Origin of the sequence: Pseudomonas fluorescens, from assembly GCF_012974785.1 — a bacterium.
GTDB lineage: Bacteria > Pseudomonadota > Gammaproteobacteria > Pseudomonadales > Pseudomonadaceae > Aquipseudomonas > Aquipseudomonas fluorescens_BT.
Map to the genome: position 1 here is coordinate 5,065,713 of NZ_CP027561.1, position 21,302 is coordinate 5,087,014.

Annotated in this window: 15 protein-coding genes and 1 pseudogene; 7 read left to right on the plus strand and 9 right to left on the minus strand. The window is 59.6% G+C overall.

Features of this window, described 5'->3' with window-relative positions:
- Positions 1-59: 59 nt before the first annotated feature.
- Both tadA and C6Y56_RS22960 read right to left on the minus strand, forming a co-directional pair.
- Positions 60-557 (minus strand): tRNA adenosine(34) deaminase TadA, encoded by a 498-nt coding sequence (tadA, locus tag C6Y56_RS22955; protein ID WP_065261858.1) that lies wholly within the window; start codon positions 555-557, stop codon positions 60-62.
- Positions 557-1,939, minus strand: coding sequence for a multicopper oxidase family protein (locus C6Y56_RS22960; RefSeq protein WP_169431763.1), 1,383 nt, complete (start codon positions 1,937-1,939; stop codon positions 557-559). The genes tadA and C6Y56_RS22960 overlap by 1 nt, the downstream gene beginning before the upstream one ends.
- Before the next feature lie 193 nt (positions 1,940-2,132).
- Between C6Y56_RS22960 and C6Y56_RS22965 the strand changes: the two genes are divergently transcribed.
- Positions 2,133-5,228: a membrane-targeted effector domain-containing toxin gene (locus C6Y56_RS22965; RefSeq protein ID WP_169431764.1), complete on the plus strand. Its 3,096-nt coding sequence runs from the start codon at positions 2,133-2,135 to the stop codon at positions 5,226-5,228.
- A gap of 81 nt (positions 5,229-5,309) precedes the next feature.
- Here C6Y56_RS22965 and C6Y56_RS29675 read toward each other — a convergent pair.
- Positions 5,310-5,390 (minus strand): annotated as a pseudogene (locus tag C6Y56_RS29675) (hypothetical protein); the annotation flags it as partial.
- A 235-nt stretch (positions 5,391-5,625) separates the two neighbouring features.
- Here C6Y56_RS29675 and C6Y56_RS22975 point away from each other — a divergent pair.
- The gene (locus tag C6Y56_RS22975; RefSeq protein WP_169431765.1) at positions 5,626-7,698 is read left to right on the plus strand and encodes a TerD family protein; all 2,073 of its coding nucleotides are present in this window, start codon (positions 5,626-5,628) and stop codon (positions 7,696-7,698) included.
- Between the two features lie 127 nt (positions 7,699-7,825).
- On the opposite strand, the gene guaA is transcribed toward C6Y56_RS22975, so the two are convergent.
- From guaA to C6Y56_RS22995, 4 genes are all read right to left on the minus strand, one after another.
- Positions 7,826-9,403: a glutamine-hydrolyzing GMP synthase gene (gene guaA / locus C6Y56_RS22980; RefSeq protein ID WP_011335797.1), complete on the minus strand. Its 1,578-nt coding sequence runs from the start codon at positions 9,401-9,403 to the stop codon at positions 7,826-7,828.
- A 99-nt stretch (positions 9,404-9,502) separates the two neighbouring features.
- The gene (gene guaB / locus C6Y56_RS22985) at positions 9,503-10,972 is read right to left on the minus strand and encodes an IMP dehydrogenase (protein WP_034156270.1); all 1,470 of its coding nucleotides are present in this window, start codon (positions 10,970-10,972) and stop codon (positions 9,503-9,505) included.
- Positions 10,973-11,087: 115 nt separating this feature from the next.
- Entirely contained in the window at positions 11,088-11,636 is a 549-nt protein-coding gene (locus tag C6Y56_RS22990; protein ID WP_169431766.1) for a sugar ABC transporter ATPase, read from the minus strand.
- A 73-nt stretch (positions 11,637-11,709) separates the two neighbouring features.
- On the minus strand, positions 11,710-12,477 hold the full coding sequence (locus C6Y56_RS22995; protein ID WP_169431767.1) for a sulfite exporter TauE/SafE family protein: 768 nt from the start codon (positions 12,475-12,477) through the stop codon (positions 11,710-11,712).
- Between the two features lie 100 nt (positions 12,478-12,577).
- On the opposite strand from C6Y56_RS22995, the gene C6Y56_RS23000 reads away from it, so the two are divergent.
- The 4 genes from C6Y56_RS23000 (at position 12,578) to leuA (ending at position 17,702) form a co-directional block, all read left to right on the plus strand.
- The gene (locus tag C6Y56_RS23000) at positions 12,578-13,465 is read left to right on the plus strand and encodes a LysR family transcriptional regulator (protein ID WP_169431768.1); all 888 of its coding nucleotides are present in this window, start codon (positions 12,578-12,580) and stop codon (positions 13,463-13,465) included.
- Positions 13,466-13,475: 10 nt separating this feature from the next.
- A complete protein-coding gene (gene xseA, locus C6Y56_RS23005; RefSeq protein ID WP_169431769.1) occupies positions 13,476-14,855 on the plus strand; it encodes an exodeoxyribonuclease VII large subunit in 1,380 nt (459 codons plus the stop codon).
- Between the two features lie 3 nt (positions 14,856-14,858).
- Positions 14,859-15,680, plus strand: a complete 822-nt coding sequence (locus C6Y56_RS23010; protein WP_169431770.1) for a peptidoglycan DD-metalloendopeptidase family protein — start codon at positions 14,859-14,861, stop codon at positions 15,678-15,680.
- 342 nt (positions 15,681-16,022) lie between these two features.
- Entirely contained in the window at positions 16,023-17,702 is a 1,680-nt protein-coding gene (gene leuA, locus C6Y56_RS23015; RefSeq protein ID WP_169431771.1) for a 2-isopropylmalate synthase, read from the plus strand.
- 202 nt (positions 17,703-17,904) lie between these two features.
- Here the strand turns inward: leuA and C6Y56_RS23020 are convergent, their stop codons facing one another.
- Both C6Y56_RS23020 and C6Y56_RS23025 read right to left on the minus strand, forming a co-directional pair.
- Entirely contained in the window at positions 17,905-18,696 is a 792-nt protein-coding gene (locus C6Y56_RS23020; RefSeq protein ID WP_169431772.1) for an amidohydrolase, read from the minus strand.
- Positions 18,684-19,832 (minus strand): pyridoxal phosphate-dependent aminotransferase, encoded by a 1,149-nt coding sequence (locus C6Y56_RS23025; protein WP_169431773.1) that lies wholly within the window; start codon positions 19,830-19,832, stop codon positions 18,684-18,686. The genes C6Y56_RS23020 and C6Y56_RS23025 overlap by 13 nt, the downstream gene beginning before the upstream one ends.
- A 248-nt stretch (positions 19,833-20,080) precedes the next feature.
- On the opposite strand from C6Y56_RS23025, the gene C6Y56_RS23030 reads away from it, so the two are divergent.
- A complete protein-coding gene (locus C6Y56_RS23030; protein WP_169431774.1) occupies positions 20,081-21,301 on the plus strand; it encodes a hypothetical protein in 1,221 nt (406 codons plus the stop codon).
- Position 21,302 lies beyond the last annotated feature (1 nt).

Below are 21,302 nucleotides of genomic sequence, written 5' to 3' on the forward strand. Positions count from 1 at the left end.
GAAGTATTGAATGTCAGACCGCTATCGCGAGCAGGCTCGCTCCCACATTGGTTTTGTGTTCAGTCTGCCGGTTTCGCGCGCCGTGCCCGGAAGAACTCGGTCAACACCGCCCCACACTCCTGCGCCAACACCCCGCCTTCATACAACACTCGATGGTTGAGAAAACCCTGAGTGAAGAACTGCCCCTGACTCTGCACAATTCCAGCCTTGGGCTCCAGCGCGCCGTACACCACGCGAGCAACCCGCGAATGCACGATCAGCCCGGCGCACATGCTGCACGGCTCCAGCGTCACATACAGCGTGCTGCCCGGCAGACGATAGTTATCCACCGCCTGCGCCGCCGCACGGATCGCGACCATTTCCGCGTGGGCACTGGGGTCGCTGGTACTGATCGGGCAATTGAAGCCGCGACCGATGATCTCGCCGTCCTGCACCAGCACCGCGCCTACCGGCACCTCGCCGAGGGCGGCGCCTTGCGCCGCCAATGTCAGGGCTTCGCGCATGAAGTCGCGATCACGGCTGCGGTCGATGATCGCCGCGGGGCGAATCTGGCGCATCACTTCACCTCGATGGCGGCCATCAGGCCGGTTTCCATGTGGTCGATCACGTGACAGTGGAACATCCATACCCCCGGGTTATCCGCCACCAGCGCCACTTGCGCGCGCTCGTTCTTGCCCAGCAGATAAGTGTCGGTGAAGTACGGCACGATCTTGTGCCGATTCGATGCAATCACCTTGAAGCTCATGCCGTGCAGGTGGATCGGGTGCTGGTACTGGGTCATGTTCTTGAGTTCGAAGATATAACTCTGGCCCAGTTTCAGGCTGGCGATCGGCCGGTCGGCGCAGGTCTTGTCGGTGATGTCCCAGGCCTTGCCGTTGATCTGCCACAGGCTCGGCGGTTTGCCGTTGTCGACATTCACCGACACCGAACCGACCCATTCGAAATTGAAGTTGAGTTTCTCGGCATTGGCCAGGTCCGGCTCGGCCACCGGGTTGGCCGGCAGTGCTTTCGGCCAGTCGGTCGGCGCCTCATTGTTGGCCACCGAACGTAAAGTACCGAGGCGAACCGGGCCGTTGCGCAGCGACAGTTCCTCACCGGCCGGCGGTGCCTTGATCGCCAGGCAGATGCGCATGCCCGGGCCGAGCCAGTATTCCTTGCCCAATGGGCGCGGCTCGACCGGGTTGCCATCCAGTGCGTAGATCTGCGCTTCGACGCCGGGAATGTTGATGCGATAGGTCAGGGTGTTGTCGAGGTTGAGCAGGCGTACGCGGGTGATCTGGCCGGCGGGCAATTCGATGACCGGCAAAGGCACGCCGTTGATGGTCGACAGCCGCCCCGCCGTACCGCCACGGGCCGCTTCGCGTGGAATGCTGAACTCGACGAAGTTGCCCTCGTCGTCGATATGCCAGTTTTTCAGGCTCAGGGTCTTTTCGTACTTGAACCCGGTCGGCTCGCGCTCCTCGACAATCAACGGCCCGACCAGGCCGCGACCGAGTTCTTCACTGCTGCTGACGTGCGGGTGATACCAGTAGCTGCCGGCGTCCGGCACACGGAATTTGTAATCGAAGTATTCGCCTGGCAGTACCGGCAGTTGCGATACGTAAGGCACGCCGTCCATTTCCAGCGGCAGGCGAATGCCGTGCCAGTGAATGGTCGTTGCGACCGGCAGATGGTTGATGAACCGCACCCGCAGCCACTCGCCCTGACGCACGCGCAATTCAGTGCCCGGCGCCGACGGGCCGAACGCCCAGGCCTGGGTCTTGTGGCCTGGCACAAGTTCTACGTCCAGCGGTGCAGCGATCAGCTCGTAGTCGTGCCCCGCGTTGGCATCCGCCACCTTGCCCAACCAGTAACGCGTCGCACCACCGGCTCCCGCACCAACCACTGCAAGACCGGCCAGACCACCGAGTATCTGTCGACGGGTAAAGGATTTGGACACAACTACCTCACGTATCAGCCGCAGGCCTGGGTGCCCGCAAAAGGCGAATACGATACACCTGCGCCTGCGAAACGGTAAGGGCGGAGCGGCGGATGGCCGCACATCCGGGACAATATCGGGCGGTAATCATGTACCGCACGTCCCTTGAGCGAGTGGATCACCCTTCCCTCCTCTCTCTCAAGGAATAGAGCGAATGAACCCAACAGAACAACGCCCGCAGCCCAACGACACCGACAGAGCCGCACTTCAGGTCATGGCCACACAGGTGGTCACGGCGTGTCCGAGCCTGAACGATACGGCCCGTCAGGTTGCCATCGAAGTGCTCGCCAGACATGGCATTACCGGTCTCGACCCCGATCACGTCTATTACCATCGATTCAGAACAGCTCAGAGTCAGTCCATATCATTCACCGGTTGGCAGCATTATGGTGAGAAGCCCTATGAAAGCCTGACCCTGACGCAATTGGTGATACACCGGTTCCGCGCCACGGATCAGGACAACGCCGACTTGCTCGACGTATACGGCGGGTTTTACAGCGCAGGGCCGGACACCGAAAACTTCGATGCAACCAACGAAGTCCGGCTGCAGGGTAACGAGGTACTCAACGACTTCTGGAACATCAACTTCAGCGAGCGTTACCGCAACGAGCTGCACTCGTTCTGGGACCAGCACTCCAGCCAATTCCGCACGCTGGCCAAATGCAACTTCCTCGGCAAAGCCGTTGAAGCCCGGGAGCTCGGCCACCTGAACGACGAGGACTTCCAGACTGCAATCAGGGCGGTCATCGGCCCGCTGACCTGGCCTGTGAGCCTGCACAGTCTGCAAACCGAGTTCATCCCCGGCCATGGCCTGAGGGTTTGCGCGCTGGATATCGACGGTCGCACGGCCACCGATATCCTGCGCATCATCGACTCGTCAGGCCGCCAGATCCTTTACGTGCCTGGCGACAACCAGCCATTTCATGTGCTGGACACTCCCACTGACATGCACTGGTGGGCCTTGCAACAGTTGAACGAGAAAGCGCCGCGCGAACTGTTTCTCAACCATTTCTCGCTGGCAGACCGGCACTGGATGAGCGAACACATCAGCGACCTGATGAACCGATTGGTCAGCACCTGGGGGCAATCGGATCATCATCTGATCAACCGCAACGATCACACCGTCACGGTAGATGCATTCAGCTGGCTGCGTGACTGCACCCATAACGCGATGTTCGACGAAGCAGATCTTTCCCTGATCTCGAACGGTGATCTGCGCAAGAAACTCTGGATCGGCTATCTGAGCGCTGGACTGAAAGTCTTCGGCCCGATGGCCATGGTCGGCTGGCCCGTCGCATTGCCGGTGATTGGCGCCAGCCTCGCCAACATGGGGTTGAATATCGACAAGGCCGTCAACGGCAAAACCTCCGCGCAGCGCAAGGAAGGTGTCCTGGGGGCCATTTTCAGCGGTATCGATGCGCTGTTTAACATTCCGTTTCTCAAGGGCTTCGGTGCACTGGCCGAGTTTGACGTGCCTCCAGAGATCTACGAGGCAGACGAACTGGCAGAAACCGAAACAACAGCGGAGCTGGAGCCAGAAGAACCGAACGAGATTCTGCCTGTTCTGCAGGAGCGGCCCTCGCTCTCCTCCGAAACCGTACAAGCCGGACAGATTCCGCAACGCTTTCAATCCAACGAAATACTCGAGGGCCTGAATCCGGTTACCGAGCCAGGCAAATACCAGGGAATCTACAGGCTGAACACCCATCCGCCCCATGCCATCCTGATGAACGACACGGCCTATTGCGTCCGTTACTTCAACGATTCAGAGGGCGGCGGATTCTGGGCAATCATCGATCCGGTAAAACCCAACCAGCTGATCCACGCAATACCCGTGCGTTTGAACAGCGAAGGCCTATGGGAACGTATGACCCAACTGGGACTCAAGGGGGGTGGTCAGTGTCTGGGCAAGCAATGCACTTTAGATGTGGCACTTGAGCTTGATGCGCACGAGCCTTCGGCCGAAGAGCCAGAGCAGTCCGTAACACCACCTGCCCCATCCAACCCTGCACCCATCGAGCCCCAGCCATCGACCTCGAACAACATCCGGCTGCTCAAGACCCCATACGCGGTAGACCCGCAGCATGAGTTCGAACTGAGGCGATGGGCCCTGCAACTGCGCGAAACCCACATTCAATTGCGCATTGGCCCTGATGGCGGGTTAGTCGCTCCAAACCGCTATGCGCTGTATTTCGCCGAAAAAGCCCGGGCACTTCAGATCTCCGCCAGACGCTTCTACAAGAACCTTCCTTGGGCGAACCTGCCGCCACGTCCGCCGATACCCGCTATCACCTCTTCAATGACCTTCACGGACTTCGTTGCGCAGGCACTCGAGGAAGCGTCCGGCCTGGTTATCGGCGAAACCCCGGGTCGCATCACAAGCATGCGACTGATCATTGAAAACATGCCTGCTCTGGCGCGCGCAGGGGTCAAGACCCTTTATGTGCGCCGACTGCTCAGCGACTTTGCCCAGGCTGACCTGAATGCATACTTCAAGTCCGGCGTCATGACCGATGACCTGCAGCAGTACCTGAGCCGACTCGGTACCGATCCGGCAGAGCAGTTCGACGAACTGGCACTGGTGAAGAGCGCCCGGGAAAACGGTATTCGAGTCCAGGCGACCGATTGCGCGGCGACTTACAACAAGCCCGTTTCGCTCACACTGCCTGAGGAGCAAATCATGACCAATCACCTGACAGCCGACATCATGTTCATGGACAAAACCCTGAATGACGTGGGTAAGTGGGTGGTTCTGACAGGGGTGGAAAACACCAATACGTTCAGGGGCGTTGCCGGTATCAGCGAACTGGAAGGCGGTATTGGTCTACGGATTGAAGAGGTCGATCCGGGACTGGGGGAACGTGTCTCTCTGGATCCGGGCATCGATATAGAACGGGGCCCACATTCAGGGACGCTAGTACAAGGCGGTACTGTCGATACGCATTACGTCGATGTGCTTTTGCAATTGGAAGCGGCGCCGGTCAGCCGAAGCGAACTGCAAATACACCGACTGCTTTATCGCTCGGGCATGTATGTTTTCGAACGTTCACAAGGCGCCTATCGGTTGTTCCACAGAAGTGTGAGCGGCGAGCTTGTTCAAACCCCTGTCCAGACCTTCGCGGACGGGCGCTATTTCATTGATCGCCCGTCCTGGGGCTCGGTACACCGCGTGCCCTACGATAATCTTGAGCAATTATCCAACGCACTGAAACAGATGGGGCTGCAACTGCAAAGCCGCCTTCCCCACTGACCTGTCCATGGCGACAGACGAAAAAAAACCCTGGCCATAGCCAGGGTTTCTCCTTGCATCAATGCAGCCGGTGTCGCGGGATCATTCCCACTCAATCGTCGCCGGCGGCTTGCTCGACACGTCGTAAGTGACGCGGGAGATGCCTTCGATTTCATTGATGATGTGTGCCTAACGCGCGGTGAAGTAGCTTGTTACGTGTGTAAGACATAGCAACCTGACAAAAAGCGAAAACCTTCCGTAGAATGTCGGTGTGGCTATGGAACACCTTCCTTCTAAACCCTATGAACTAGGGGTTCCGCTCTCCACTCAACGCCTGCTCCTAGCAGGCGTTTTCATATCGGCTGTAGACATGACGCTGCAGCTCGCTCACGACGGTGACTCAGGGAGAAAATCAAGCATGGATCAGGAGCTGTTCCTGCGTCGCCGTAGCAAAGTTCACGTCCCGATGGGCACTGGCGGTGCCACGCGCGCTCAGGTCGCGTCGGCTGTCCGGGAAATCGCGGCGTTCCGATGCGTACTGTCAGAAGCTCTGATTGAGCAAATCGGCCTGTTGTCACCGACAGAACTCAAGTACTGGTTGCGTGACATTGTCGGAGTTCTTCGGCGCAGGAGTGGCGCTCATGTACACCACCGGCCGTTCTATCCTGACTTTCCTGAGCAGGTTCTGACGGCCTCGGAAGCCGAGCTGTACCTCAACGCCGTCATGCATTACCTCACGCTTCGACGTTTACCCGCGACTGAAGAATCTCGACCTCCACTGCTTGAAGGCAACTTCATCCCCTGTGTTATCGAACCGGGAAGCATCCCTGAGTTCGAGTCACTGCTCGAGCCACTGGTTTCATCACGCACCTCGCTCTCCGAAGAGGAAGCGGCCGATGTCATCCGGTTTATCCGCGACTACAAAAATGATGTGTTCCGCCTGCTGCCTGAGGTCGTCCCGTTCCGGGAGATCCGCGCACAGGTTGGCGGCGCACTGATCCTGCATGTAGCTGGCGATGCACGGGTGAATGCATTTCTGGAGCAAAACGTCGAAACGGCGACTGACGTGCTACGACTTGCGATCGCGCTGAATGGTGGAGACGTGTCACTGGCGACCGCTACGACACGTTTCAAAGCGATGAAGCGATCGATGCGCCGTCTGTTGTTGAGTCTGCTCGATCGTATACCCGACGCTACGGAAGACGTGATGCGACAAACCGAGCGATGGAAACGCTTGGCTGAAGTACTTCATCCGGGCGATTACGCCGATAAATACCCAAGAGCGCTGGCCGCCATCAACGCAGCGCGTCGCAACGAAGCGCCTGCCTCATTCGGTTCACGTGTCGAAACATTATTCGCCCAGCGTGATATTACCGAGCTTGTACACGTGCTACAGAGTCGTCCCGGTGAGTTCGCCCGACGGCTGGACGCTACCCTGCGGCGCGCGACGGAACCAGAGCCGGTTCTCGATGCGTTCGAGGCTGTTGCACCACAAGTGTCCTCACCTGTCCTGCTGCAGTTGCTGGCCCAGTCACGTGCACCGCGCCCCCTGCCACTTCGGGCGTTCACACCCAAAGGTTCATTCGCCAAAGTCTATGGCATCAAGGATGACCGAGAGCTTCTCGCACCCGAGGTGCTGGCTCGTGCAGCCCGAATCTGCGAGGTCGCTCTGGTTACGCGTTTTGCGACACTACCGCCATTGGGGCGCTGCTACATCGATCCAGAATTACGCGAATACAGGGTACCGCTGGCACAACGCGCTTCTTCGAAATCGCTACGGACACTGGTGCGGGGCAGTCGATTGCCGATGCCCGACACACGTTTTATTCGCCTTTTTCTGTGGTGGAAAAACGGTCGATCACGCACTGACATCGATTTGTCCGCCGCATTTTTCGATGCCAACTTCGTGTTCAGAGAAACGGTTGCGTACTACAACCTGAGAGATTACGGCGGCTGCCACAGCGGCGACATCGTCGACGCACCCGAAGGGGCTTCGGAGTTCATCGACCTCGATCTTGAAGTCCTCGTCGAGAAAGGCATCCGTTACGTCGTCACGTCTATCAACTCGTTCACCGAACAGCCGTACTGCGATCTTCCAGAATGCTTTGCTGGCTGGATGGCCCGCACCGATACGGCATCGGGCGAAGTATTCGAACCGCGAACCGTGTTCGATCGTATCGATATCGCATCCGATACACAGATCTGCCTGCCATTCGTGATGGACTTGCAGGAGCGGCGCGTGATCTGGGCCGACCTGGGACTGACCTCAGCTCCCCGATGGAACAATGTCGGGAACAACCTCAGCGGAATATCGTTGATGCTGCGGGCTTTGGTACATACGCCGCGGCCTGATCTGGAGACATTATTCGATTTGCATGTACGAGCACGAGGCGAACGAGTGGCTTCGCCGCAGCAGGCACAAGCGGTGTTTGCACCTGATCAAGGGATAACACCGTTCGATACGGATTTGATTCGGTCACAGTTCCTCTAATACCTGCGCCCGCCTCCACACTTTCCGCCCAAAAAAATGCCAGTCAGATTAACTGACTGGCATTTTCTATAACCCCTTTTATGCCTCTGCGAATCCAACCTTGAATTCTAGAGGGCGCGACGCGGGATCATTCCCACTCAATCGTCGCCGGCGGCTTGCTCGACACGTCGTAAGTGACGCGGGAGATGCCTTCGATTTCATTGATGATGCGGCCGGAAACGGTTTCCAGCAATTCGTAAGGCAGGTGTGCCCAACGTGCGGTCATGAAGTCGATGGTTTCCACGGCACGCAGGGCCACGACCCAGGCGTAACGACGGCCATCTCCCACCACACCCACCGATTTCACCGGCTGGAACACGACGAAGGCCTGGCTGACCTTGTGGTACCAGTCGGCCTTGCGCAGTTCTTCGATGAAGATGTGGTCGGCGCGACGCAGCAGGTCGGCGTATTCCTTCTTCACTTCACCAAGGATCCGCACGCCCAGGCCCGGGCCCGGGAACGGGTGACGGTAGACCATGTCGTACGGCAGGCCCAGTTCCAGACCCAGACGACGGACTTCGTCCTTGAACAGTTCGCGCAGTGGCTCGACCAGTTTCAGGTTCATCTCTTCCGGCAGGCCGCCCACGTTGTGGTGCGACTTGATCACGTGGGCCTTGCCGCTTTTCGCGCCAGCCGACTCGATCACGTCCGGGTAGATGGTGCCCTGGGCCAGGTACTTGATGTTGTCCAGTTTGCAGGATTCGGCATCGAACACGTCGATGAAGGTGCGGCCGATGATCTTGCGCTTCTTCTCCGGATCGGCTTCGCCGGCCAGGTTGTTCAGGAACTGGTCTTCGGCGTTGGCACGGATCACCTTGACGCCCATGTTCTCGGCGAACATGGCCATCACTTGCTCGCCTTCGTGCAGACGCAGCAGGCCGTTGTCGACGAAGACGCAGGTCAGCTGATCGCCGATGGCCTTGTGCAGCAGTGCCGCAACTACCGAGGAGTCCACACCGCCGGACAGACCCAGCAGCACGTTGTCGGTACCGACCTGCGCGCGGATGTTGGCGATGGCGTCTTCGGCAATCTTCGACGGAGTCCACAGGGCTTCACAGCCGCAGATGTCGAGAACGAAACGCGACAGGATGCGACCGCCCTGCTTGGTGTGGGTCACTTCCGGGTGGAACTGCACGCCGTAGTAAGCGCGCTCGTCGTTGAACATGCCGGCGATCGGGCAGCTCGGGGTGCTGGCCAGGATGTGGAAATCGCTCGGCATTTTGGTGACCTTGTCACCGTGGCTCATCCATACGTCGAGGCCGAACAGGCCGTCGGCGTCGATGTGGTCTTCGATACCGTCGAGCAGACGGCTCTTGCCGACCACGTCAACGCGGGCATAACCGAACTCACGCAGCTCGGAGCCTTCAACCTTGCCGCCCAGTTGTTCGGCCATGGTCTGCATGCCGTAGCAGATGCCGAAGACCGGTACGCCCAGATCGAACACCGCTTGCGGGCAGCGTGGGCTGTTGGCTTCGTGCACAGACTCGGGACCGCCGGCGAGGATCACGCCTTTTGGAGCGAATTCGCGGATCGCATCTTCGTCCATGTCGAACGGATGCAGTTCGCAGTACACACCGATCTCGCGCACGCGGCGAGCGATCAATTGGGTGTACTGCGAACCGAAGTCGAGGATCAGGATGCGGTGAGCGTGAATGTCGAGGGCCATGATTCAGTCTCGTCTAAGTAATTCAGAAACAGTCTTGATTCAGAAACGACTCGGGGCTGAATAAAACAGCCCCGGTCATTTAACGTTTTGCTTGAAGCCTCAACCTACGCGGTAGTTTGGCGCTTCCTTGGTGATCTGCACGTCGTGGACGTGGGATTCGGCCATGCCGGCACCGGTGATCCGCACAAACTCTGGCTTGGTGCGCATTTCTTCGATGTTGGCGCTGCCGGTGTAGCCCATCGAGGAACGCAGACCGCCCATCAACTGGTGAATGATCGCGCTCAGGGTGCCCTTGTAAGGAACACGGCCTTCGATGCCTTCCGGAACGAGTTTCTCGGCGCCTGCCGAGGAGTCCTGGAAGTAGCGGTCGGAAGAACCCTGGGCCTGGGACATGGCGCCCAGCGAACCCATGCCGCGATAAGCCTTGTACGAACGGCCCTGGAACAGTTCGATCTCGCCCGGCGCTTCTTCGGTACCGGCGAACATCGAGCCCATCATCACGCAGGACGCACCGGCCACGATGGCCTTGGACAGGTCACCGGAGAAACGGATGCCGCCGTCGGCGATCAACGGAACACCGGTGCCTTCAAGGGCAGCGGCAACGTTGGCGATGGCACTGATTTGCGGAACGCCGACACCGGCGACGATACGGGTGGTGCAGATCGAGCCAGGGCCGATACCGACCTTGACTGCGTCGGCGCCAGCTTCGGCCAGGGCCTTGGCGGCTGCGCCGGTGGCGATGTTGCCGCCGATCACCTGCACTTCAGGGAAGTTCTCTTTGACCCAGCGAACGCGGTCGATCACGCCTTTGGAGTGACCGTGAGCGGTGTCGACCACCACTACGTCCACACCGGCATTGACCAGGGCTGCAACGCGGTCACCGGTGTCTTTACCGGTACCGACCGCAGCGCCGACGCGCAGACGACCTTGATCGTCCTTGCTGGCCAGCGGGTAGGCCTTGGCTTTTTCGATGTCTTTGACGGTCATCATGCCTTTGAGGGCAAACTTGTCGTCGACGATCAGGACTTTTTCCAGACGGTGCTTGTGCAGCAGCTCGCGGACTTCGTTCTTGTCGGCGCCTTCGCGAACAGTGACCAGACGCTCTTTGGGCGTCATCACTTCACGAACGGTGGCTTCCAGACGGGTTTCGAAACGCACGTCACGGGAGGTGACGATGCCGACCAGGTCGCCATCGTGCAGGACCGGAACGCCGGAAATATTGTGCATGCGGGTCAGTTCGAACAAATCACGAACCGTGGCGTCAGCCTCGATGGTGATCGGATCCTTGACCACACCGGCTTCGAACTTCTTGACCTTGCGAACTTCGGCAGCTTGCTGCTCGATGGTCATGTTCTTGTGGATAATGCCGATGCCACCTTCCTGAGCCATGGCGATTGCCAGACGGGCTTCGGTGACGGTGTCCATGGCGGCAGAAACCAGAGGAATGTTCAGCTCGATGCCACGGGTAAGGCGGGTCTTCAGACTGACTTCGTTAGGAAGCACCTCGGAATAACCGGGCACTAGGAGAATGTCGTCGAATGTCAGAGCTTCTTGGCTGATACGCAGCATCGCGGGGGCTCCCGAGCGGGAAAATGGAAGCGCGCCATTATAGTCAGACACCCCTTCGGGTTCAATGTAAAACTTGTCTTATATCAATGTTGCTGATGTACGGGAAAAACGCCCCTCACAACTCGACCTTGACCCAGCTCACCGGTTGATCCAGCCAGTCGGCGAATTCGTCGATGAAACTCTGCTTGAACCCCGCCTCCAGCCAGTTGTTGAAGATGAACCCGAGGTTGGAAAACGCGCACTCCTGCAAATAAAGAAATCCATTGATGTCATCTTCATGCCCGCACTCGGGGCAGGTGAAGTTGTCGGTGCGCCCCGGCATCCAGTCTTCCAGACTTTCGAACAGTGCCTCGCCGATTTCCTGTCGGCACTCGGCACATCCGGCCTCCTCGAGAAAGCCTTTGGCCGGTGTGAAGATGCAGCGCTTGGTGATAATTTCCAGACCATTGATCGGCTCACCGAACGGCAGCGCCTCGGGGTGCAGCACCACTGCGCGGGCGCCATCGGCGATGGCGTAGGCCATGCGGTTGCCGGTACGTCCGCAGGTGCTCAGCTCTTCCTTGACGATGTTCTTGCGCACCAGCCAGCGCAGGATCGCCCGGGCCCGGGGTTCGTGCACCGGCAGGTTGGAGATTTTCGGGACGATGATGCTTTGGGAATTCATGGTGCAAGCCTGCTGCGTCAAAGGATGTTCGGCGACGAACGCGGCCGGCAGCTTAATCCCTGACAAAATCCGGTCAAGTGCTTAAATAGCGGCCGATCAGCGCAATCCCGCTCGCCAGCACCAGCCAGGTCACCAGCCGTACGAAGGCCTCGCGGGACAGGCGCATGGTCAACCGCCGCCCGATCCACAAGCCCAGCGCCATGGCCGGCAACAGGCACAGCGCAAGCATCAACAAGGGTAGCTCGGCATACACCCCGGCGATGGCGAACAGACTCAAACGCACCACCGTGCTGCAACTGATCAGCGCACTTTGCGTGGCCCGCGCCGCGTCTTTGGGGAGTCGGCTGTTGAGGTAGATTGCATAAAGAAAGCCGCCACTGCCGAACAACGCTCCGAACAGCCCGCCGACGGTGCCCATCGGCAACGCCCACACGGCGGATAACTGCGCCGGCCGGGCCTTGATCCACAAGCTGTAAACCGCATAGGCACTGATGAACAACCCCATCAGCAGCAACAGCAGATCGGACTTGAGGTTAAGCAGAAAAATCACCCCCAGCGTGCAGCCCACCGCCATGCACGGCAGCAACCGCAGCAATTCCGGTTTCGCCACGTCGCGCCGCGATGGCAGCAGGTTGCCGAACGCCGCGACGAAATCCAGCAGCACCAGCAACGGCACGATCTTCGACAGCGGCATGAACAGAATCAGGATCGGCCCGGCCACCAGCGCAGTGCCGAAACCGGCAATCCCGAACACGATGTAGGCCAGCGCGATGGCCAGTCCGATCACCACCCAGCCCTGCGCGCCCCACGACCATTCGCTCAACAACCCCGCCACACTCATTCGCTCGCTTCCTTTATAAGCCTGCGATGACTTTAGCCAGCGCCGAGGGTTGCGACTAATATCATCGAAACCGCCAAGCCATCTCGAAAAGGCATGTCTCGTGCTTTCAACCCGTCAATTGCGCTACTTCGTGGAAATCGCCGAGAGCGGCAGCTTCAGCGCCGCGGCCGAACGCCTGTTCATTGCTCAGTCGGCGTTAAGCCGGCAGATCAAGGACATGGAAACCCGCCTGCAAACGCCGCTGTTCGAACGCACCGCGCGCCAGCCCCGGCTCACCGCCGCAGGCGAAGCGTTCCTGCCCCGGGCGAGAAACCTGCTGAATGAATTGAACAAGGCCAGCACTTTGGCCACGGAAATTGGCCAAGGGCAGCGCGGTACTTTGCGCGTGTGTCACTCCAGCACCGTGCCGATCAGCGGCCGACTGTTGCGCGACATGAGTACTTACCTGGAGCAACAACCCGGGGTTTCGCTGGACATCGGCACGCTCTCCTCGGAGGCACAGCTCGAAGAACTGGCAGAGGGCCGGCTCGACATCGGCTTGCTGCGCCTTCCAGTTCTGCGCCAGCGCGAGGATGTTCAGGTTGTGCCGCTCTATACCGAACGTTTGCTGCTTGCCGTGCCGGAGGATCATCGACTGGGGTTGGCAGAGGTCGTCGATTTGGCGCAATTGAAGGACGAGGCCTTCATCTCCATCCCCCACCCGCAACGCGGCGGGCTGAGTTATTTGTGCGCCGAACTGTGCATGCGCCACGGCTTTTTCCCTCAGGCTGCGCGGGTAATGTCGCGCAAGACCACGCAGTTGCAATTGATCCAGGCCGGATTCGGCATCGCTTTGCTGCCGGAATCGATGCAGGACATCGCTCCGCCCGGTGTGCGATTTCTGCCGCTGACCGGCGATTGCCGAAGTACCGTCGCCCTCGCTTCTCGGCAAAATCCCACACCTCTGGTGCAACACTTCCTCCAGACATTCATCGGCGAAAGCCTTTAAACTGCGCCCCATGATTAAAGATCCCTTTGCAAGACTCGGCCTGGACCGCGAAGTCCTGACCGTCAGCCAGCTCAACGGCCGCGCGCGGGTGTTGCTCGAAGACGTGTTCAGCAACATCTGGGTCGAAGGCGAAATCTCCAACCTCGCCCGCCCGGCGTCCGGCCACGTGTATTTCACGCTCAAGGACAGCGGCGCGCAGGTGCGTTGCGCACTGTTCCGCCAGAATGCTGCGCGGGTGCGTCAGGCGCTGAAGGATGGCCTGGCGGTGAAGGTGCGCGGCAAGGTCTCGCTGTTCGAAGGGCGTGGCGACTATCAGCTGATCCTCGACACCGTGGAGCCAGCCGGTGACGGCGCCCTGCGTCTGGCCTTCGATGCCTTGAAGGAAAAGCTCAGCGCCGAAGGCCTGTTCAGTGCCGAGCGCAAAGTGCCACTGCCGGCGCACCCGCAACGCATCGGCATCATCAGTTCACCGACCGGTGCGGTGATCCGCGACATCATCAGCGTGTTCCGCCGCCGCGCGCCGCAAGTGCAACTGACGCTGATTCCGACCGCCGTTCAGGGCCGCGAAGCCACCGCGCAGATCGTCCGCGCCCTGAAGCTGGCGGATGCCCGTGGCTTCGACGCGCTGATCCTGGCCCGTGGCGGCGGCTCGCTGGAAGACCTCTGGTGCTTCAACGAAGAGGCCGTGGCCCGGGCGGTCGATGCCTGTGTTACGCCAATTGTCAGCGCAGTCGGCCATGAAACCGACGTGTCGATCAGCGACTTCGTGGCGGACGTGCGCGCACCGACACCGTCCGCTGCTGCTGAACTGCTTGCCCCGGATTCCAGCCACCTGATCCGTCAGGTCGAAAGCCTGCATCGCCGACTGGTGATGCGCATGCGTGACCGCCTGATGCGTGATCGGCTGCGTCTTGAGGGCATGGCCCGTCGTCTGCGTCATCCCGGCGAACGTCTGCGCCAGCAGGCACAGCGTCTGGATGACCTGGACATGCGCATGCGCCGTGCCTTCGAGCGCCAGCTCAACACCCGTCGCGAACGCCTGATCCGCCTGGAAACCCGTCTCGCCGGGCAACATCCGGGACGCCAGTTGGCCCTGTTGCGCCAGCGCCTCGACAGTCTCGCCGAGCGCCTGCCCCGCGCCATGAACGAAGGCCTGAAACGACGCCGTTTACAGTTGCAGAGCCAGATGCAGACCCTGCACGTGGTCAGCCCCCTGGCGACCCTCGGCCGTGGCTACAGCATCCTGCTGGATGAGCGCGGCAACGCAATCCGCAACGCCGCGCAGACCCACACCGGCCAGCGTCTGAAGGCCAGACTGGGCGAAGGCGAACTGCAAGTGCGCGTCGAGGACAATCACCTGACGCCTGTCACACTCTCTCTACTGGACTGATCCATGCCGCGTTTTCTTGCTCCGCTGCTGTTGCTGTGCCTGACCTTCAACGCCCATGCCGACAGTTACATCACCCGCCTGCTGAACAAACCGGTGCCGGGCGGCGTGGCTGTCGTCGATCTGGGGACCGCTGCGCAAGCGCCGAAAGCCACGTATCAGGGCAAACCGGTGCTGGTGGTCAAGGAACAGAACAACTGGCTGGCGATTGTCGGCGTTCCGTTGACCGTCAAACCCGGTGCGCAACAGATCAGCAGTGGCGGCCGTAACCTCAGCTTCAGTGTCGGCAACAAGAAATACCCGGAACAACACATCACCCTGAAGAACACCCAGCAGGTCAATCCGAACCCGGCGAATCTGAAGCGCATCGAGGGCGAACTGGCCGAACAGATCAAAGCCTATCGCAGCTTCAGCCCGAACACGCCGAGCAATCTGCTGCTGGACAAACCGGTCAACGGACCGCTGTCGAGCAAGTTCGGCGTGCGCCGTTTCTTCAACGGTGAAGAGCGTAATCCGCACGCAGGCCTCGACTTTGCGGTGCCGGCCGGCACACCGATCAAGACTCCGGCGGCGGGCAAAGTGATCCTGATCGGTAATTACTTCTTCAATGGCAACACAGTGTTCGTCGACCACGGCCAGGGCTTCATCAGCATGTTCTGCCACATGTCGAAGATCGATGTGCAGAACGGTCAGCAACTGGCGCGCGGTGCAGTGGTGGGCAAGGTGGGCGCTACAGGTCGGGCGACCGGGCCGCACATGCACTGGAACGTCAGCCTGAACGATGCGCGGGTCGATCCGGCGATTTTCATTGGCGCATTCCAGCCTTGATTCCAGGCTGAACACCCTCCAGCAGGGATTGCGCACGACGAATGGTCCGCGCAATCCCCGCCAACAATTATCGCCATATCAAGAATAAAATCTCGGAAAAAACCGCTTTCCGGGTATTCCTCTCAATTTTTTTCGACTGCTTGCCATCCTCATCCCCCGCGGTTAGGGTTGAAGGCATGAAAACCTCTCACACCCTCATTCAGCTTCGCCAGCACCGCAGCCTGTGCCTCGTCAGCGCACGACTGCCGGGCTGAATCGCTGCGCCTCGTCCCACGCTTTTCCAAGAACGTTCGTCCACCGGCAGGCCGCCTCTTTTCGGCCCAGACAATAAGGAATTTCCCGATGAGCATGCTCAAAGACCCGTCTTCGAAATACCGCGCGTTTCCTGTGATCAATCTGCCGGATCGTACCTGGCCATCGAAAACCATCGATGCCGCGCCGATCTGGTGCAGCTCCGACCTGCGTGACGGCAACCAGTCGCTGATCGAGCCGATGGACGCGGTGAAAAAGCTGCGCTTCTGGAAAACCCTGGTGCAGGTAGGTGTGAAAGAAATCGAGGCGTCGTTCCCGGCCGCTTCGCAAACCGACTTCGACTTCGTGCGTACCCTGATCGAAGACGGCCACATCCCGGACGACACCACCATTCAGGTGTTGACTCAAGGCCGTGAAGACCTGATCGAGCGCACCTTCGAATCCCTGCGTGGGGCAAAGAAAGCGATTGTTCACCTGTACAACGCGACCTCCCCTTCTTTCCGTCGCATCGTGTTCAACCAGGACAAGGACGGGATCAAGGCCATCGCCGTTAACGCCGCCAAGCTGTTCGTCAAATATGCTGCCATGCAGCCGGACACCGAGTGGACCTTCGAATACTCGCCGGAAACCTTCAGCGCCACCGAGCTGGAATTCGCCAAGGAAGTCTGTGACGCGGTGATCGAGGTCTGGAACCCGACACCCGAGCACAAGATCATCCTCAACCTGCCGGCTACGGTTGAATGCGCAACCCCGAACGTCTACGCCGACCAGATCGAGTGGTTCCACCGCAACATCAACCGTCGTGACAGCGTGATCATCAGCCTGCACACCCACAACGACCGTGGCACTGGCGTGGCCGCCACCGAGTTGGGCCTGATGGCCGGCGCCGACCGCGTCGAAGGTTGCCTGTTCGGCAACGGCGAGCGCACCGGTAACGTCGATCTCGTCACCGTGGCACTGAACATGTACACCCAGGGTCTCGACCCGCAATTGGACTTCTCCGACATCGACGGCGTGCGCAAAGTCGTCGAAGAGTGCAACCAGATCCAGGTTCACCCGCGTCACCCGTACGTCGGCGATCTGGTGCACACCGCGTTCTCCGGCTCCCACCAGGACGCGATCCGCAAGGGCTTCGCCCAGCAGAAACCGGACACCCTGTGGGAAGTGCCGTATCTGCCGATCGACCCGGCCGACATCGGCCGCAGCTACGAGGCGGTGATCCGCGTCAACAGCCAGTCGGGCAAGGGCGGCATCGCCTACCTGCTGGAGCAGGAATACGGCATCAGCCTGCCGCGTCGCATGCAGATAGAATTCAGCCAAGTGGTGCAGCGTGAAACCGATCGGCTGGGCCTGGAGATGACCGCGCAGCAAATCCACGCGCTGCTGCACAGCGAGTACCTGCAAGCCAACACCCCGTACGCGCTGGTCAGCCATCGCCTGCAGGAAGAAAACGGCAACAGCGCCGTCGAAGTGGAAGTGGCGAGCAAGGGTCAGGGCGAAACCAACCTGCACTGGCGCGGCAAGGGCAACGGCGCGCTGGAAGCACTGGTGGCCGGCCTGCCGATTCCGGTGGAGATCATGGACTACAACGAACACGCCATCGGCGCGGGCACCAACGCCAAGGCTGCGGCGTACATCGAATTGCGTGTGAACGGTGAACGTGCGGTACACGGCGTTGGCATCGATGAAAACATCACCACCGCCAGCTTCAAGGCCCTGTTCAGCGCGCTGAACCGCTCGCTGAGCCAGCCGGAAGCGAAAGCGGCGTAACTTCACCGCTGAAATGCAAAAGGCCCCGGAGTGCGAACTCCGGGGCCTTTTTTACCTGCCATTCTGGTGCTGTCTGTAATGACCCCTTCGCGGGCAAGCCCGCTCCCACAGGGGACGCTGGTGCACCCCAGACTCATGTACACCATAGAACACTGTGGGAGCGGGCTTGCCCGCGAAAAGGCCCTTGTAGACGCTGCAGATGTCAGGTGAACTCGAAGGTGTCCGCATCCAGATTCGCCGGGAACCGCTCCCGGTAAGCCGCCAGCGAAGCCGCTTCCAGAACCACCTTGAACACCCCGTCAGCCTCCCCTGCCGCCAGCAAGGTCTCGCCCTGGAAATCCAGCACCTGACTGTCGCCGGTATAAGCGAAGCCCTTGCCATCGGTGCCAATCCGGTTGACCGCCGCCACATAGCAAAGATTTTCGATCGCCCGGGCCGGCAACAACCGGTTCCAATGCTGACGCCGCGCCCCCGGCCAGTTGGCGGTGTACAGCAGCAAATCAGTGTCCTGCGCGTCGCGGCTCCACACCGGGAAGCGCAGGTCGTAACAGATCAGCGGACGAACCCGCCAACCCTTGAGTTCGAACTGCACCTGGCGTTCGCCGGGCGTGTAGTGATTGTGTTCGCCAGCCATGCGGAACAGATGGCGCTTGTCGTAATGCAGCACTTCGCCGTCCGGCCGTGCCCACAACAAGCGATTGCGGTGGCTGCCATCGGCGGCCTGGATAATCACGCTGCCTGTGACGACTGCATTCAGTTTCGCCGCCTGGGCCCGAAGCCACTTGCTGGTCGGACCGTTTTCGGCTTCGGCCAGGGTTTTGGACTCCATGGAAAATCCGGTGGTGAACATTTCCGGCAGAATGATCAGATCCGCACCACGCGCCTGCTCCAGCAACGCGTCGAAATGCTCGAGGTTGGCCTGACGGTCATGCCAGACCAGGCTGGTCTGGATCAGCGCCAGGTTGAGATCGGGCAACGCACTCAGATCACGCATAGTTTCCCCGCCGCTTCCCGCAGCGTCTCCTCGCGCTTGGCAAAGCACAAGCGCACCAGGCGCTGGCCTTCAGGTGGGTTCTGGTAGAACACCGACACCGGGATGCTCGCCACACCATGTTCGCGAGTCATCCACATCGCCATCTCGACGTCGTTCAGGTCGGGACGGATCTGCGAGTAATCGACCAGTTGGAAATAGGTGCCGGTGACCCGGGTGAAGCTGAATCGGGACGGCGCCAGCAGATCACAGAACAGATCACGCTTGGCCTGATAGAAGCCCGGCAGTTCTTCGACGTGTTCCGGATGCTCGGCCATGTAGTCGGCCAGCGCATATTGCAGCGGCGTCACGCCGCAGAAACTGACGTATTGATGCACCTTGCGCAGTTCGGCGGTCAGCGCCGGCGGCGCCACCACGTAGCCGGTTTTCCAGCCTGTGACGTGATAGGTCTTGCCGAACGAGCTGACCACGAATGCACGCTGATACAGCTCTTCATGGGCCAGTACGCTGACATGTGAAACGCCGTCGAACACCAGGTGCTCGTAGACTTCGTCGCTGATCACATAGATGTCGCGATCACGGATCAGCGCCGCCAACTGATCAAGCTCTGCGCGACTGATCAGGGCGCCGCTCGGGTTGTGCGGGGTGTTGAGGATGATCATCCGCGTGCGCGGGCTCAGGGCTGCACTGAGCTTGTCGAAGTCGATGGAGAAATCCTTCAGCCCCAACTGCACATGCACGCAACGCCCGCCAGCCAGTTCCACCGATGGCTCGTAGCTGTCGTAGGCCGGATCGAACACGATGACTTCATCGCCGCTGTGGATAACCGCCTGGATTGCACAGAAGATCGCCTGGGTCGCACCCGGAGTGACAGTCACCTCATGATCTGCATCGACGTTCACGCCATAGCTGCGGGCGATTTTTGCCGCGATCTGCTGGCGCAGGACCGGCAGGCCGGTCATCGGCGAATACTGGTTATGGCCGCTGGCGATGTGCCGACCGACCGCATCGCGCAGTGCCTGCGGGCCGTCGAAATCGGGAAAACCCTGGGACAGGTTGATGGCTCCGGTCTGCGCCGCGAGCTGAGACATCTGCGTGAAAATAGTGATGCCGACATTCGGCAGCTTGCTGTTGATCATCGGGGTTCCCTGCTCTGCCCCGGCACTGACGACGGCGCGGGAGAGCCCGAGGATAGCCCATCCGGCGCCCATAAAAAAAGGGATTGGCGCAACACAGAATGCCGCGTCACGCCTTTGATTAGACCGATCGGGCCGTCTCTCGGATGCCGTCCAACAGCAGAATAATGACGAGCTACCTGTTACTTCTGACAGTTGTCGAAATACCCATCGAGGCGTTCACTGTCCGGACTCCAATCAGAGGTCAAATCATGAGAAAACTCAAGGCGGGTGAACTCGATCCCGGGTTTGGTAATGATGGTATTCATCCATTGGAACCACACGGAGACTTTTTTCAGGCCTTTGGCCTGAGCCGATCAGACAATGGAGAATTGTTCGTTGCCGGCAGCAGTGACGGTTCAGAACGCAACTTTACGAACTTCGTATTGATCAAACTTGATCCGCGGGGAGAACGAGAAAAATCCTTCGCTACGAATGGAGTCCTGGAGGCTCGATTTTCCCCCGATGCCAGTCTTTCCTCCGTCGGACTGAAGGCGTTCCCCCTCGAAAACTCAAATATTGTTCTGATCGGTCAGTTCAACAATGGCACCAATGCGCCCTTGCCCGGTCTAGCACAAGTTCGTCCCGACGGGACGTTCGATACGGACTTTGCTGACCAGGGAACCCACGTTGTTCGCACTTCCCTGATACCGGAATACGGCGCACCGAGCGGAACGGTCATTGACGGCAGCCGTCAATCCAGCGGCGCATGGGTGACGATAAATCCTCACGTTGCGGGTCCTGAACTGACCATGACGCTGATCGTAATGACCCGCGCCAACGGCACGCCAGCCACCGAATTCAATGACGGCAAAGGCTATGTCGAACTCCCGCTCAGTGGTGGCGAGGAAACAAGGCTGAACGCCATCGCAGTAGACCAACGGGATGCAATACTGGTGTGTGGTCATACCACGGATGTTCGAGGCATAAAGACAGGCATTGTCATGCGCTTTCAGCCAAACGGGATGGAAGACAAGAGCTTTGCAAATAACGGAGCACTGCAAAGTACAGAACTGTACTTTGATAATTTGCTTCCTTGCGATGACCGAATCTTGTGTTGTGGCTCAACCCGCTCAGGTGAGGCCCTGATTGCGCAACTGGACCGGGACGGTAATCCACTGCACTCCCCCAGCATTACGCCTGCTGAAGTGAGTACTTGCTGGATCAAGGTCGCATGGCACGACAACCATATTCTTGCACTCGGCGAGCAGCAATTTCCTTTCGGAACCGGAACGGTGGTTGCCCGTTTCAACGAGCGTGGAATTCTCGACCCTTCATTTGGCAGAGATGGGGGCTGGACTTCCATTCTTTTCAACGGACAACCCGCAGAACCTCGGGATATCGTGATCGACTCGTCGGGGATTTTAGTACTGGCATCAGCGAAAGATCTGACCGGATCGCAAACACACTTTCTGGCCCGACTACTGAACTGAT